Annotated in this window: 13 protein-coding genes; 10 read left to right on the forward strand and 3 right to left on the reverse strand. The window is 68.1% G+C overall.

Annotation, left to right across the window (positions count from 1 at the left end; translation table 11 throughout):
* The first annotated feature begins 63 nt into the window (after positions 1-63).
* The 7 genes from AC1DES_RS04400 to AC1DES_RS04430 are packed head-to-tail and all read left to right on the forward strand — an operon-like array spanning position 64 to position 9,799.
* Positions 64-162, forward strand: a complete 99-nt coding sequence (locus tag AC1DES_RS04400; protein WP_476894453.1) for a potassium-transporting ATPase subunit F — start codon at positions 64-66, stop codon at positions 160-162.
* Positions 163-169: 7 nt separating this feature from the next.
* Positions 170-1,837, forward strand: a complete 1,668-nt coding sequence (gene kdpA, locus AC1DES_RS04405) for a potassium-transporting ATPase subunit KdpA (RefSeq protein WP_476894454.1) — start codon at positions 170-172, stop codon at positions 1,835-1,837.
* Positions 1,834-3,960 (forward strand): potassium-transporting ATPase subunit KdpB, encoded by a 2,127-nt coding sequence (kdpB, locus tag AC1DES_RS04410; RefSeq protein ID WP_476894455.1) that lies wholly within the window; start codon positions 1,834-1,836, stop codon positions 3,958-3,960. Before kdpA ends, kdpB begins: the two co-directional genes overlap by 4 nt.
* Positions 3,961-3,970: 10 nt before the next feature.
* Positions 3,971-4,600, forward strand: a complete 630-nt coding sequence (gene kdpC / locus AC1DES_RS04415) for a K(+)-transporting ATPase subunit C (protein WP_476894456.1) — start codon at positions 3,971-3,973, stop codon at positions 4,598-4,600.
* A 12-nt stretch (positions 4,601-4,612) separates the two neighbouring features.
* Complete coding sequence (locus tag AC1DES_RS04420; RefSeq protein WP_476894457.1) at positions 4,613-7,291, forward strand: DUF4118 domain-containing protein; 2,679 nt, start codon at positions 4,613-4,615, stop codon at positions 7,289-7,291.
* Positions 7,288-7,962 (forward strand): response regulator, encoded by a 675-nt coding sequence (locus AC1DES_RS04425; protein WP_476894458.1) that lies wholly within the window; start codon positions 7,288-7,290, stop codon positions 7,960-7,962. Before AC1DES_RS04420 ends, AC1DES_RS04425 begins: the two co-directional genes overlap by 4 nt.
* Before the next feature lie 40 nt (positions 7,963-8,002).
* The gene (locus AC1DES_RS04430) at positions 8,003-9,799 is read left to right on the forward strand and encodes a sensor domain-containing diguanylate cyclase (RefSeq protein ID WP_476894459.1); all 1,797 of its coding nucleotides are present in this window, start codon (positions 8,003-8,005) and stop codon (positions 9,797-9,799) included.
* Here AC1DES_RS04430 and AC1DES_RS04435 read toward each other — a convergent pair.
* A complete protein-coding gene (locus tag AC1DES_RS04435) occupies positions 9,796-10,929 on the reverse strand; it encodes an acyl-CoA dehydrogenase family protein (protein WP_476894507.1) in 1,134 nt (377 codons plus the stop codon). The two genes, AC1DES_RS04430 and AC1DES_RS04435, sit on opposite strands and share 4 nt — an antisense overlap.
* A gap of 298 nt (positions 10,930-11,227) precedes the next feature.
* Between AC1DES_RS04435 and AC1DES_RS04440 the strand changes: the two genes are divergently transcribed.
* Genes AC1DES_RS04440 through AC1DES_RS04450 form a run of 3 tightly spaced genes read left to right on the forward strand, consistent with a single transcriptional unit; the run spans position 11,228 to position 14,077 of the window.
* Positions 11,228-12,955: an AMP-binding protein gene (locus AC1DES_RS04440; RefSeq protein ID WP_476894460.1), complete on the forward strand. Its 1,728-nt coding sequence runs from the start codon at positions 11,228-11,230 to the stop codon at positions 12,953-12,955.
* A gap of 2 nt (positions 12,956-12,957) precedes the next feature.
* Positions 12,958-13,464 (forward strand): MarR family winged helix-turn-helix transcriptional regulator, encoded by a 507-nt coding sequence (locus AC1DES_RS04445; RefSeq protein ID WP_476894461.1) that lies wholly within the window; start codon positions 12,958-12,960, stop codon positions 13,462-13,464.
* Positions 13,465-13,474: 10 nt separating this feature from the next.
* Positions 13,475-14,077 (forward strand): hypothetical protein, encoded by a 603-nt coding sequence (locus AC1DES_RS04450; RefSeq protein ID WP_476894462.1) that lies wholly within the window; start codon positions 13,475-13,477, stop codon positions 14,075-14,077.
* 76 nt (positions 14,078-14,153) lie between these two features.
* Here the strand turns inward: AC1DES_RS04450 and AC1DES_RS04455 are convergent, their stop codons facing one another.
* Both AC1DES_RS04455 and AC1DES_RS04460 read right to left on the reverse strand, forming a co-directional pair.
* Positions 14,154-14,714, reverse strand: coding sequence for a hypothetical protein (locus tag AC1DES_RS04455; protein WP_476894463.1), 561 nt, complete (start codon positions 14,712-14,714; stop codon positions 14,154-14,156).
* A 38-nt stretch (positions 14,715-14,752) separates the two neighbouring features.
* On the reverse strand, positions 14,753-15,532 hold the full coding sequence (locus tag AC1DES_RS04460) for an enoyl-CoA hydratase (RefSeq protein WP_476894464.1): 780 nt from the start codon (positions 15,530-15,532) through the stop codon (positions 14,753-14,755).
* Positions 15,533-15,587: the final 55 nt, after the last annotated feature.

Below are 15,587 nucleotides of genomic sequence, written 5' to 3' on the forward strand. Positions count from 1 at the left end.
GTGGATCGGCCAGTTGCTGGCCCGAATGGTCAGCAGTGCCGATGCCCGGCCGGAGGGCGGGCAATGAGCGCCGACGCGATCATGTGGCTGGGCCTGCTGATCGCGGGACTCTGCCTCTTCGGCTACCTGCTGGCGGTCCTGATCCATCCGGAAAAGTGGTGAGCGGATCATGACCTTCAACACTGCATCCTTTGTCATCCAGGTGGCGGCACTTCTCATTGTCCTGGCAGCCCTGCACAAACCCTTCGGCATCTACCTGGCCCGGGTTTTCGAGGGCACCACCTCCAGCCGGCCCGAGCGGCTCTTCTACCGGCTCGCGGGGATCGACGCCGACACCGACCAGACATGGTCGGTCTACCTGCGCAGCGTCCTGGCGTTCTCCGCGGTCTCTATCCTGGCTGTGTTCGGCCTCCAGCGCCTGCAGGGCGTCCTGCCCGGCAGCGGATCGCTGCCCGGCGTGGATCCGTGGATTGCCATGAACACCGCCATTTCCTTTGTGACCAACACGAACTGGCAGACCTACGTGCCGGAGACCACCGTCGGCATCTTCGTGCAAATGACCCTGCTGGCGGTGCAGAACTTCCTCTCTGCCGCCGTCGGTATCGTCGTCGTCGTCGCCCTCATCCGAGGCATCGCCCGCGCCCGGACGAACCGGCTGGGGAACTTCTGGGTGGACCTGGCCCGGACGTCGTTCCGGCTCCTGCTCCCGCTCGCGTTCGTCGCGGCGGCGGTGATGGTCATCGGCGGCGTGGTGCAGAACTTCTGGCCTACCGACGTCACCAACCAGGTTTCCGGGATCAGCCAGAGCATTCCCGGCGGACCTGTCGCGTCCCAGGAGGCCATCAAGGAACTCGGGACCAACGGCGGCGGCTACTTCAATGCCAACTCCGCCCACCCGTTCGAGAACCCCAGCGCCCTCATCAGCTTCTTCGAGGTGTTCCTGCTCCTGCTCATTCCCTCGGCGCTGCCCTACGCCTTCGGCCGGATGGTCGGGGACCAGAAGCAGGGCTACACGGTTGCCGCTGTCATGGGCACCCTGTGGCTGGCGTCGGTTTCCCTGATGGGTTGGGCTGTCTCCTCGGGCCAGGGAACCGCGACGGCGGCGGCCGGCGGCCTGGGCGAAGGCTTTGAGCAGCGCTTCGGCCCTGTGCCAAGCGCGATCTTCGCCACGTCCACCACGCTGACCTCCACCGGGGCGGTCAACGTCGCCCACGATTCCCTGCCGCCGCTGGCGGGCGGGGTGGCCATGGTGAACATGATGCTCGGCGAAGTCGCCCCCGGCGGAACCGGGTCCGGGCTCTACGGCCTGCTGATCCTGTCCATCATTTCCGTGTTCATCGCCGGCCTCATGGTCGGGCGCACGCCGGAATACCTGGGCAAGAAGATCGGCCCGACGGAAATGAAGCTGGCCGCGATGTACATCCTCGTCACCCCGACCGTGGTCCTGGCCCTGTCCGGCATCACCGTCCTGCTCCCTGACACCATGGCCAACGCTCCGGCCACCGGCCCGCACCAGTTCAGCGAAGTGCTCTACGCCTTCACCTCCGGGGCCAACAACAACGGCTCCGCCTTCGGCGGCATCACCACCTCGGGCCCCTACCTCTCCACAATGATGGGCCTGGCGATGCTCCTGGGCCGCTTCCTCCCGATTGTCCTGGTCCTCGCCCTCGCCGGCTCCCTCGCCCGCCAGGGCAAGATTCCCGCCTCCGCAGGTACCGTCCCCACCCACGGCCCGCTGTTCACCGGACTGCTGCTCGGTGTCACAGTGATTTTCACCGCTCTGAGCTACTTCCCGGCCCTCGCACTGGGCCCCCTCGCAGAAGGACTCCTGAAATGACCCCGTCCCGTACGGACACTGCGGCCGCCACCTATGCCGACGGCAACCCTCTCGGCACCCCCGGCGAGCACAAGCACCACACCAAGGCCCCGGCAAAACTGACGCTCGCGTCCGTCGCAGCCGCCCTGCCGCTGGCCGTCAGGAAGCTCGCGCCCCGGCAGATGATCCATTCCCCGGTCATGTTCACCGTATTGGTGGGGGCGGCCCTGTGTACGGCGATTTCCCTGTACCGGCCTTCGGTCTTCGGCATCGCAGTCACCGTGTGGCTGTGGCTCACCGTGCTCTTCGGCACCCTGTCCGAATCCATCGCCGAGGGCCGCGGCAAGGCCCAGGCCGACAGCCTGCGCGCCAGCCGCAAAGGCGTGCAGGCCCGGCTCCGGCAGCCCGACGGCACCACCAAAGAGGTCCCCGGCGCGGAGTTGCGGCGGGGCGACGTTGTGATCTGCGAAGCCGGGGACGTCATCCCCTCGGACGGCGAAATCATCGAAGGCCTGGCCAGCGTCGACGAATCGACCATCACCGGCGAATCCGCCCCTGTCATCCGCGAATCCGGCGGAGACCGCTCCTCCGTCACCGGCGGCACCAAGGTCCTCTCGGACCGGATCGTCATCCGGATCACCGCCGCGCCCGGCGAAACGTTCATCGACCGGATGATCAAGCTGGTCGAGGGCGCAGTGCGGCAGAAGACCCCCAACGAAATCGCGCTTCACGTCTTGCTCGTATCCCTGACCATCGTGTTCCTGGCCGTGACCATGTCGCTGGCCCCGTTTGCCGCCCTGGCCGGCGCCACGCCGTCCCCGATCGTGCTGGTGGCCCTGCTGGTCTGCCTGATCCCCACCACCATCGGCGCGCTGGTCCCGGCGATCGGGATCGCCGGCATGGACCGCCTGGTCCAGCACAACGTGCTGGCCACCTCCGGCCGTGCCGTCGAAACCGCCGGGGACATCACCACGCTCCTGCTCGACAAGACCGGGACCATCACGTACGGCAACCGCCGCGCCGTCAATTTCTTCCCCGCCAACCATGTGGAGCGGACCCGGCTCATCGAAGCGGCACGGGTCTGCAGCCTGGCCGACGATACCCCCGAGGGCCGCTCGATCGTGGACCTCGCCGCGGACAAGGGCGTAACGGGGCAGGATCTGGCCATCCTTGAACGCAGCTCCCGCGATTTTGCCGTGGTCGCGTTCAGCGCCAGCACCCGCATGAGCGGGTTGGACCTGGACGGGCTCCAAATCCGAAAAGGCGCCGCCTCCGCGGTGACGGCATTCGTTGCCGAATACGGCGGACACACCCCGGCGGAGGTCGACCACAGGGTCAACGAAATCTCCGCCCAGGGCGGCACACCCCTGCTCGTCGCCCAGGTTAGCAAGGACGGCCGCGCCGATGTCCTGGGGACCATCCATCTGGCCGACGTCGTCAAACCCGGCATGCACGCCCGCTTCGCCGAACTGCGGCAAATGGGCATCCGGACCGTCATGATCACCGGCGACAATCCCATCACCGCCAAGGCCATCGCCGCCGAGGCCGGGGTCGACGATTTCCTGGCCGAAGCAACCCCGGAGGACAAACTCGCGGTCATCAAAAAGGAACAGGCCGCAGGCCGGCTCGTGGCCATGACCGGGGACGGCACTAACGACGCCCCGGCCCTGGCCGCGGCAGATGTCGGCGTCGCCATGAACTCCGGCACCCCCGCCGCCAAGGACGCCGCCAACATGGTGGACCTCGACTCCGACCCCACCAAGCTCATCAACATCGTCGGCATCGGCAAGCAGCTGCTCATCACCCGCGGAGCCCTGACCACCTTCTCGGTCGCCAACGACGTCGCCAAATACTTCGCGATCGTGCCCGCGCTCTTCACGGCCACCTTCCCCGGGCTCGGACTGCTGAACATCATGGGCCTCGCCACACCGTCCTCAGCCATCCTCTCGGCGGTGATCTTCAACGCCATGATCATCATCGCCCTGGTGCCGCTCGCGCTCCGCGGCGTGAAATACCGTGCCGTGTCCGCGAACCAGGCGCTGGCCCGGAACCTGCTGATCTACGGGCTCGGCGGACTTATCGCACCGTTCATCGGCATCAAGATCATCGACCTCATGATTTCGCTCATCCCCGGAATCGGCTAGGAACATCCCCATGAACACTCTCACCGGCTACCTCCGGCAGGCAGGCACCGCCGTCCGGTTCCTGTTCTTCGCCACTCTTGTCCTCGGCGTGGCATACCCCCTGGCCGTCTTCGGCGTCGGGCAGCTGATCGCCCCGTACCAGGCAAACGGTTCCATCATCAAAGACGGGACCGGCGCGCCGGCCGCGTCGGCGCTGATCGTCCAGGCCTCCGCCGACGACGCCGGAGCCCAGGACCCGCGGTTCTTCCACGCCCGGCCTTCCGCCGTGAAGTGGGATCCGGCGTCGTCCTCGGCCAGCAACCTCGGCCCCAACGATCCGAAACTGCTCGACGCCGTGGCCGCGAGCCGGTCCGCCGTCGCGGCGGCTGAACGGGTCAGCGAGGCGGAAGTGCCAGCGGACGCCGTGACGTCCAGCGGTTCGGGACTGGACCCTGACATCTCCCCGGCGTACGCCCGGCTCCAGGTTTCGCGGGTAGCCGCAGCACAGGGCCTCAGCACCGACGCTGTCGCGTCGCTGGTGGACCGGCACACCAGCAACGGCCTCGAGGCCTTCCTCGGCCAGGCATCTGTCAATGTGACGGCCTTGAACCTCGACGTGGCTGCCGCTGCCAAGGCGTCGCCGCCGCCCCAATCCAAGTGAAAGAATGACGGCATGGCACGTGGAACGCTGCGCATCTTCCTGGGGGCCGCACCTGGGGTCGGCAAGACCTACGAGATGCTCGAAGAGGCGCACCGGCTGGGCCGGCGCGGTGAGGACGTGGTGGTGGCGTTCGCCATGGACCACGGGCGCAGCGAAACGCGCGCGCTCCTGGGTGGTCTCGAAGTCATCCCGCCCAAGCGCCTGCCCTACCGGGGCACCGAGTTTGACGAGATGGACCTGGATGCCGTCCTGGCACGGGCGCCGGGTACCGCCGTCGTGGACGAATACGCCCACTCCAACATCCCCGGCAGCCGCAATCCCAAACGCTGGCAGGATGTTGACGCGCTGCTGGACGCGGGCATCGATGTGCTCTCCACCGTCAATATCCAGCATCTTGCGTCCCTGGGCGACGTCGTCAGTGCCATCACCGACGTCCACCAGGCGGAGACGGTGCCCGACGACGTCGTCCGCCGGGCGGACCAGATCCACCTCGTTGATATCTCCCCGGAACTGCTCCGCCAGCGCTTGGGCGACGGCAAGATCTACGCGCCCGAGAAGATCGACGCCGCCCTCTCGAACTACTTCCGGCTGGGCAACCTCACCGCCCTGCGGGAGCTGGCGCTCCTATGGCTGGCGGACCGCGTGGACGAGGGCCTGGCCAAATACCGGGCCGAAAACGGCATCGAGGAAAGCTGGCCGGCCCGCGAGCGCATCGTGGTGGGGCTGACGGGCGGTCCGGAAGGGGACGTCCTGATCCGCCGGGGCGCCAGGATCCTCAACCGGGTCAACGGCGGGGACTTGCTGGCCGTGCACGTCCGGGCCGCGGACGGTGTAGCGGGCGAATCGCCCCAGGCCCTGGACGCCCAGCGCCACTTGATCCAGGACCTGGGCGGCAGCTACCACATCGTGACGGGCGAGGACCCTGCCGACGCCCTCCTGGACTTTGCCCGCAGCGTCAACGCAACCCAGATCGTCGTCGGCATCTCCCGGCGCAAGAAGATCGCCGGGCTGCTGGGAAGCCTGCTCGGCGGCGGGGTCGGGACCAGGGTGGTCCGGGATTCCGGCGACATCGATGTCCACATGGTCTCCCATCCGCTCGGCGGCCATGGCACCCGGCCCTCCCGGGAACGGGACCTGGGCCGTGTCAGGGTCGCGGTGGGGCTCGTCCTGGCCGTGGCGCTCCCTGCCCTCCTGCAGTTCCTGCTGCTGGTCCTGAACCCGGAGCGGAACGTGGCCACGGCGATGCTGGTCCAGCTCACCGGCTCTGTCGCGGTGGCCCTAGTGGGAGGGCTGTGGCCGGCGATCCTAGCCGCACTTTGGAGCAGCCTCCTGGTGAACTACTTCTCCACCCCACCCCTCGGCAACTTGACTATCAGGGATCCGCAGAACTTCCTCGCCCTGCTGGTGTTCGTTGGTGTCTCGGCAGCTGTCGCGGTCGTCGTCGACCTTTCTGCCCGCCGTTCCAAGGAGGCAGCCCTGGCCCGTGCCGAGGCTACAACGCTGGGTGACCTGACCCGCGGCGCCGCCGGGTCGGAGGACACCGTCCAGGCGCTGTTGGAGCAGGCGCTGGATGTTTTCCAGGTCCGGGGCACCGCGTTGTTCACCCGTGAGTCCAACGGCGGTGACGGCACCACAAGCGCGGCCAGCGGGCGGCCGTGGCGGCTGCTCGCCACGGCCGGCGAGATCCCGGTCGCCGCCGAGGCAGGACGGGACGGCGACGCCAGGGGCGAGAACGTTGAGGAGATCGATGCCGCCACGCGCCTTGTCCTGTTCGGACGGATCCTGCCGGCCAGCGACCGGCGCCTCCTGGGGGCCTTCGGTGTCCACGTGGCGGCCCAGCTCGAACGCCAGCAGCTCGTTGCCAGCCGTCGGGAGATGCTGCGCCTGGCCGAGAGCAACACCATGCGCACTTCCATCCTGCGCGCCGTGTCCCACGACCTGCGCACCCCGCTGGCCGGGATCAAGCTCGCCGTCGGCGGCCTGCGGCATGACGACGTCCGCTACACGCGGGAAGAGGAGCAGGAGTTGCTGGCCACCATCGAGGAGTGCTCGGACCGGTTGGACGCACTGGTGGGGAATCTGCTGGACATGTCCCGGATCACCTCGGATGCCGTCAATCCCCTGCTCAGGCCGGTGCGCTGGTTCGAAGTGATCCCGGCAGCCCTCAGCGCCGTCCCCGAGGGCAGGGTCCGCGTGGACCTTCCCGCCAACATGCCCGAAATCGACGCCGACCCGGGAATGCTGGAACGGGTCATTGCGAACATCGTCGAAAACGCCGTGAAATACGCCCCGGACTCAGGCATTGTCCTGGCGGGGACGGCCGGCGGCCTCAGCCCGGCGGCTCTCGAAGGACGCCCGGCGGGCGAGCTGCGGATCATTGATCATGGTCGCGGCGTTCCTGCGGAGAGGGTGGTCGAGATGTTCCGTCCGTTCCAGCGGCTCGATGACACGCCGCAGGCCACCGGAATCGGACTCGGACTGGCCGTGGCGAAAGGATTCACCGAGGCCATGGGCGGAAGCCTGGCTGCGGAAGAGACACCAGGTGGCGGATTGACCATGGTCATCCGGCTTCCCCTGTCGGCAGGCATGCCGTTCGATGCACGCCGCGCCCAGGCCCCGGTCGAGCCGCAGTCGGTCCTGGGGCGCCGCCGCCATACCCTGCCGCTCACGCCTGGACCGGACGCCGGATGACCGCCGTCCTGGTGGTCGATGACGACCCGCACCTGCTGAGGGCGCTCCGGATCACGCTGCAGGCCCACGGCTACGCGGTGACGACTGCGGCTGACGGCCGTTCTGCCCTGCTGACGGCATCCCAGCATCCCTTGGCGCTGATCATCCTCGACCTGGGGCTGCCCGACATTGACGGCACCACAGTGCTGCGGGAGCTCCGCTCCTGGAGCCAGGTCCCCATCCTGGTGCTCTCCGCCCGCCACGGCTCCGAGGACAAAGTGGAAGCACTCGACGCCGGCGCGGACGACTACATCACGAAACCGTTTGGCCTCGATGAGCTGCTGGCCCGGATCCGCGCCCTGCTGCGCCGCAGCGTCGACCCGGAGCAGGCACCCGTGGTTACCACCGAGGCCTTCACCGTGGACCTGGGCAAACACCGCGTCATCCGCGACGGCGTGGATGTGCGGCTGACCCCCACCGAATGGAACATCCTGGAGGTGCTGGTCCGGAATCCCGAGAAGCTCATCACCCAGCGACAGCTGCTCTCCGAGGTCTGGGGTCCCGCGTATGCCAAGGAAACCAACTACCTCCGGGTCTACATGGCCCAGCTGCGGCGCAAGCTGGAACCGGACACCGCCAAACCCCGCCATCTGCTCACCGAGGCAGGTATCGGGTACCGGTTCATGCCGTGACGGTTTCCCCATGGCGGGACGTCCCATGGATACTGGGGCGATGAGTATTCGCACGTCTCCCAACCGGGTGGATGCAGACCTGCAGCCCATGCCGGAACTGCCCGCCCAAGTGCTGGCGGTGCTGAACGGCATCCCGGCGATGGTGGGGTACTGGGACAGGGACCTCCGCAACTGCCTTGCCAACGATTCCTACCGCGAATGGTTCGGCGTGGCCCCGGCCAGGATGCGCGGCATGCATATCCGGGAGTTGCTCGGCGACGAGCTTTTCGCGGCGAACCATCCCTACATGGTCAAGGTGCTCACGGGAGAGCCGCAGCTGTTCGACCGCACCCTCGTTGATGCCGCCGGCAAGACGCGCTACACCCAGGCCTCCTACATGCCGGACCTGCGCGACGGCGTCGTCCACGGTTTCTTCGTCCTGGTCACCGATATCACCGAGCGGGTGCTCTCCGACCGCAACAGGCAGCGGGACATGGACCGGTACCGGGCGCTGGCGCGGAGCGTCCCCGGCGTCTTTGTGCTCCTCTTCGACGCCGACCTCCGCTATCTCATCGCCGAAGGACAGGAGCTGGAGACGTTCGGCTACCACACCGTCGATCTCGAGGGCCGGCTCATCCATGAAGTCCTGAAAGGCAATCTGGCCAACGAGCTCGAGCCTCGGTACCGGGCAGCCCTGGCCGGGCAGGAGGTCACATGGGGCCGGCAGATCGGCCACCGCACGTACCGGCTGACGGCCGGCCCGGTCTTCTCGGCCGGCGAGGCCACTGCCGGGATGGTGGTGGCCGTGGACATGACCGAACGGCTCGAGCAGGAGCAGACCTGGGCGGCACTGCACGAGATCGCCACCGCAGTAGCCCGCAATGCCGCCCCCACGGACATCTCCGAGAAGGTCGCGTTCATCGTGCGCTCGCTCTTCGGTGTGGACTCGGCTGCCGTCGTCCGTCTAACGGGCGCCTCCTCGGCGGAAATCGTGGCGATGGCACCGGCCCGTCCGCTGGCCCTGAGCCGCGAGCAGATCTTCTCCCCCACGGACGCGTCGGCCACTGTCCGCGTTGCCGTGACGGGCAAGCCTGCCCTGGTGGTTTACGGTCCGGAAGGCGGCCCGGCCTCGGACCAGATGCTCGCCGGAGGCTTCCGCTCGGCGGCGGCGGCTCCCATCCGGGTCCACGGCCGGCTTTGGGGCGTCGTCACACTGACCTCCAAGTCCCCGGCCGGGGTCACCGGGGCCATGGTGGACCGGCTGGCGCAGTTCGCGGAACTCGTGGAAATCGCGATCGGCAACGCCGAAGCGCGGTCCAGCCTGGAGCTTCAGGCCAGCACGGATGCCCTGAGCGGGCTGCCGAACCGCCGTGCCCTGGAAGAGCATCTCGACCGGGAAACGGAGCTGGCCACCTCCCGCGGCACAAGCCTCAGCGCCGTGGTCCTCGACATCGACCACTTCAAGAAAGTCAATGATTCCTTCGGCCACCTGACCGGGGACGCCGTGCTCGCAGAGGTCGCCGCCAGGCTGCGCCAGGTCGCCCGCCAGGGAGAGGTCATCGCCAGGTTCGGCGGCGAGGAGTTCGTGTGGCTCCTGCCCGGAACCGACAGCACGGCTGCCCTGCAGGCTGCGGAACGGGCACGGTCCGCGATCGCGTCCGCACCCTTCGGCGAGGCGGGCTCCATTACGGTCTCGGCCGGAGTCTGCGAGCTGCGCGAGGCCGGCTCGCACAGCCTCCTGGCCTGTGCGGACCGTGCGCTGTACGCCGCCAAGCATGGCGGACGCAACCGCAGCCTGCGGTACGCCGAGGGGGAACCCGACGGGCGCTCCGCCGCCAACCAGGGCCGCAGCGCTTAGACGAACGCCGACTTCCCGGTCACGGCCCGGGCCACGATCAGGGAATTGATTTCGTAGCTGCCCTCGTAGGTGTACAGGATTTCGGCGTCGCCGAAGAGCTTGCCCATCTCGTAGTCGCTGCTGATCCCGTTGCCGCCCATGAGCGACCGGCCCATGGCCACCGAGGCCCGGGCCAGCCGGGTGGTGGTGGATTTGGCCATCGCCGCCTGGACCATTTCCAGCTTGCCGTCCTCCTGGATCCGGGCCAGCTGCGCCATGAGGGCCAGCGAGGCAGTGGCGTTGCCCAGGATCTCGGCGAGCTGCTGCTGGATGAGCTGGAAACGGGCCAGCTCCTTGCCGAACTGCTTGCGCTCAAGGGAGTAGGACCGCGCGACGTCGAACGCGGCCAGCTGGATCCCGGCACCTTGCCAGCCCACCCAGGCGCGCGAATCGCGCAGGAGTTCGTTGGCTTTGCCGAAGTCGGTGGCCCCGGGCAGCAGGTTGGACTCGGGAATGCGGACGTCGTCGAGCACGATGTCCGCGTTCTGCATGATCCGCAGCCCGATCTTGTTGGCGATCTTGGTGGCGGTGTAGCCGGGCCTGTCCGTCTCGACGATGAAGCCTTTGATCTGTTGGTCGGCGACGTCCCGCGCCCAGACGAGCGCGAAGTCTGCGATGGTGCCGGCACCGATCCATCGTTTGGCGCCGTTGATCACCCATTCGCCGTCCTCCAGCCGCGCCGTGGTGGCCAGGCCGCCGGCGATGTCCGAGCCATGGTCGGGCTCCGTCAGGGCAAAGGCTCCCAACTCGGTGAAGGCGGTGAGTCCCGGCAGCCACCGGGATTTCTGTTCTGCGGAGCCGAGCTGGTCGATCATGCCGACGATCAGTTCGTTGTGGATGCCGACGAGTGCCGAGAGCGATACATCGGCGCGGGCCACTTCGACGTACATCAAGCCCTTGAAGAGCTTGGATGTGCCGTCGGTCTGTAGCCCGCCCAGGCCGTGCTTGCCCAGTTCGGCCAGCAGGTCGAAAGGGAATTCCTCACGGTTCCAGTATTCGATCGAGGCCGCCCGGACCCGGGACTGGAGGAAGTCGCGGATCTCCTGGTAACGGATCCGTTCCTCCGGCGGCAGCAGGTCCACGATGTACATCAGGTCCGCGTCCGGAAACGGCGGCACCGCCGCGGGCCCCTCCGCCGTGTCGGCGCCCGTCCGGGCCCCCGTCGAGACGAGCGTTTGTCCGCTGGCACGTCCTTGTGGCTGCACGGGCATGTATCCCTTCCTCATGCGCCGCCTGCTGGGCAGCGCCGCTCTTCCAAACCCTTGGATGTCCTAGTATATTGCAGAGTGATGGGGATCACTAGGCAGGGCTTCGTGCCGGGCCGTGCGCCCATCAGGCAATGGCGCCGGGCCCGGGACGGCTCCGCGCGAAGACGTCGAAAGGTGCACCATGACCGTCACTGAGGAATTCCGCGCCGCACGGGACAGGCTGCTCGCCCTTCGCCAGGACTATGACGCAGCGCGCAGCGAATTCCGGTGGCCGCGCTTTGAGGAGTTCAACTTTGCCCTCGACTGGTTCGACCAGATCGCGGCGGACCCGGCCAAGGCCCACAGACCGGCCCTCGTGATCGTCGAGCAGGACGGCTCCGCGACACGGCGCAGCTTCGCGGACCTCTCACAGCGTTCGTCCCAGGTCGCCAACTGGCTGCGGCGCCAGGGTGTCCGGCGCGGGGACCGGATGATCATCATGCTCGGCAATCAGGTGGAGCTCTGGGAGCTCATGCTGGCCGGCATCAAGCTGGGCATCGTCATGATCCCCACCACCACCCTGATGGGACCGGCGGACCTGCTGGACCGGGTGGAGCGCGGCGGCGCCACCTGGGCCGCCGCCGGAAGCGCCAACATCGCGAAGTTCGCCGACGTACCCGGCGACTATGCGCTGATCGAAATCGGCGACGGCGGGACCGGCACGGCCGGGGCCCTGCAGTATCTGGAGTCCTCGTCCGCTTCGCCGGACTTCACCCCCGACGCCCCGACCCTGGCCGACGAGACTCTGCTGCTGTATTTCACGTCCGGCACCACGTCCAAGGCCAAACTGGTGGAACACACGCATACCTCGTATCCGGTAGGGCACCTGTCCACGATGTTCTGGATCGGGATGGAGCCCGGCGATGTGCACCTTAACGTGGCCTCCCCGGGCTGGGCGAAGCACGCCTGGTCCAACGTCTTCACGCCGTGGATCGCCGAGGCCTGCGTGTTCATCTACAACTATGAGCGCTTCGACGCGAAGGCCCTGATGGAGCAGATGGACCGCGAGGCCGTGACGAGCTTCTGCGCCCCGCCCACCGTCTGGCGCATGCTCATCCAGGCCGACCTCACACTGTTGAAGAACCCGCCCACGAAGGTGGTGTCCGCCGGCGAGCCGCTCAACGCCGAGGTGATCGACCAGGTTAACCGTGCCTGGGGGCAGACCATCCGTGACGGCTTCGGCCAGACCGAGTCCACCGTGCAGATCGCTAACACCCCCGGCCAGCCGATCAAGATCGGCGCCATGGGCAGGCCGCTGCCGGGGTACGACGTCGTGCTGGTCGACCCCGCCACCGGTGAAGATGGCGACGACGGCGAGCTCTGCCTGCGCCTCGATCCCCGGCCCGTCGGGCTCATGAAAGCGTACTACGGGGACCCGGAAAAAACGGCGGACGCCTTCCGCGGCGGCTACTACCACACGGGGGACATGGCGAGCCGGGACGAGCGCGGCATCATCACCTACGTGGGCCGGGGCGACGACGTCTTCAAGTCCTCCGACTACCGGCTGTCCCCTTTCGAGCTCGAAAGCGTGCTGATCGAGCACCCGGCGGTCGCGGAGGCCGCCGTCGTCCCCTCCCCCGATCCGCTCAAGCTCTCGGTACCCAAGGCCTTTGTGGTCCTGGCCGCCGGGCACCAGCCCGGGCCCGAGCTCGCCGAGGACATCCTGCGGTACTGCCGCGACCATCTGGCCCCGTTCAAGCGGATCCGCCGGCTCGAGTTTGCCGAGCTGCCCAAGACGATCTCCGGCAAGATCCGGCGCGTGGAACTGCGGCACAACGAGGAACTCCGGCACGGCGGCGGCACTGTTCCGGCCGGGCTCGGCGTCGAGTACTCCGAGTCGGACTTCCCGGGCCTGAAAGGCCAGGGCTGACCGTGGCAACGCCGCTGCCGCGTGATCCGATCGCCGAGGCCCGGCTGAACTGGGAACGGCACGGCTGGGCCGACGTTGCCGCACCGATGGCCGCCATCACCGCCATCATGCGCACCCAGCAAATCCTGCTGGCCCGAATCGAAGCCGCTCTCAAACCGTTCGGGCTGACCTTCGCCCGGTACGAACTCCTGGCGCTGCTGAGTTTCGCCCGCAGCGGCGCCCTGCCGATGAACAAGGCCAGCGCCCTCCTGCAGGTCCACCCCACCTCCGTGACCAACGCCGTCGACCGACTCCAGGACGCCGGCCTCGTCATCCGTTCGCCGCATCCCACCGACGGGCGCACCACGTTGATTGAGCTCACCCCCGAGGGGCGCACCCTGGCCAAGCGGGCGACGGCGGTGCTCAACTCCGAAGTCTTCGGCCAGTCCGGCTTCGCCGAGCAGGACGTCGACCAGCTGATCCGGATCCTGGGCACATTCCGCCGGAATGCCGGGGACTTCAGCGGCTAGGGAGGATCACATGGGGACATGGCAGGGAATTGGGGCCGGGCCCGGATCCGGGGACACGGACTTCATTACGGTGGGCGGCAGCTTATTCGGCTACGCAGCCTCTGCCGAAGCCGCGGTCCGCAACTTCGAATCCACCGGCAATGCTGACAGCATCATCGACAGGGCAGGCAATGGCTACCCGCTGCTGGCCGGTGCAGGCGGACACCTCACGCTGGGGCACCCCACCGGGAAGGCGGATATTGACCGGCTGCGGGCGGCCTGGGAGGCCGCGCAGCAGGAGAACCCGCGCAGGTACCCCCTGGAGCGGCTGACGCCGGACTCCGAGGCCGGGTTCCTGGCCTCCCTCTTCGAAGTACTGGAAGAAACGGCCGCCGGGACAGAGGAAGGCAGGGCGTGGATCGTGCGCCAGCCGGGCCGGACACACCATCTTGGGTCGCTGGAGGACGTCAATGCGTTGCTGCTCACCGCAAAAGACCTGCAGGAGACGATCCTGCAGGACCCCTACGGGCACCTGTACCGGCCGCACCGCATGGTCCGGGGCACGCTGGCCCTGACGGACCGGCACTACCTCGTGTACCGGGAAGAGTTCCCCGGGGACGTCCCGGGCACCTGACGCGGGCCGCTGCTGGCATCCAGCGCACCAGCGCCGGCGCACTCCGGGATCCGGCCCGATCGCGACGGCAGGGCCATCACCGGCTGAGCCGCTCCCGCAGGCCTGCCGCCAGGCCGGCGATGGTGAGCAGGTCGAACAACCCTCCTCCCGTCTCCACGAGACGGCGCCGCCGGACGCCCGCGAGCCGGAGCCGAAGGTGCACCCGGGTGGACAGCCCGGCCGCCGGAACCGGCGCCGGGACCGGCCGCAGCACGATGGCCCAGCTGATGGACACCGTGCCGCGGCGGGAGCGGTGTACGAGGGCCCGGGGCGGGTCGATACCCACGATTTCAAAGCTGGCCCCCGGGCCGCCCCAGTCGGCGATCACATCCCCGGCCCGCAGGTCCAGCAGCCCGGGGTCGATGTGCCGGAGGGCGCGCCGGCCGGGCGGAACCAGGCGCTCCGCCCAGCGGGGCAGGTACCAGCCGGAGCGCTCCTTGCCCAGCTGGAGCATCCACGGCCAGACCGCTTCGGGTGCTGCGGGCAGGTCAAAGGCCCGGTCCATGACGACGTCAGGTGCGGGGACAAGGCCGTCACCGGCCACCAGGGCATGGACCTCCTCCGGGGAGGCTCCGACGCCCAGGAAACCGGTGTTCATGATGGCTACCTCTTTTCGGGGAGGGCCTGCGGTGCAGCCTAGCGGTGGTTGAACTCGGGCTGGCGCTTCTCCGTGAAGGCGGCCATGCCTTCCTTCTGGTCCTCGGTGGCGAACAGCGAGTGGAAGACGCGCCGCTCAAACAGCACGCCCTGGGCAAGTCCGGTCTCGAAGGCGGCGTTAACCGCTTCCTTGGCCACCATCGCCACGGGCTTCGACTTGGACGCGATCACCTCGGCGGCTTTCAGCGCCTCCTCGACAACATCCGCGGCCGGGACCACGCGGGAGACCAGGCCCGCCCGTTCAGCCTCCTCGGCGTCCATGAAGCGGCCGGTCAGGATCATGTCCATCGCCTTGGACTTGCCCACCGCGCGGGTCAGGCGCTGCGAGCCGCCCATGCCCGGGAGCACGCCGAGGTTGATTTCCGGCTGGCCGAACTTGGCGTTGTCCCCGGCGATGATGAAATCGCACATCATGGCCAGCTCGCAGCCGCCGCCGAGGGCGAATCCGGACACGGCCGCGACGACGGGGATACGCAGCCGGGTGAAGTCCTCCCAGCCGCGGAACCAGTCCGCCGCGTACATGTCCATGTACCCCTTGGACTGCATTTCCTTGATGTCGGCGCCGGCTGCGAAGGCCTTCGCCGAACCGGTCACCACCACCGCACCCACCGCGGGGTCCGCGTCCATCGCGGTGACGGCCTTGACGAGTTCGTCCATCGTGGCCTTGTTCAAGGCATTCAGGGCTTCCGGCCGATTTAGCGTCACGAGGCCCACGCGGCCGCGGCGCTCCACCAGGATGTTGGCGTACTGATCCGTCATGAGTGTTCCCCTTAGCTGGTTTTGAGTCTGGTTCCGGATCTGGTGCCGGTTTGGC

Source organism: Arthrobacter sp. 05T442 (genome assembly GCF_056395945.1).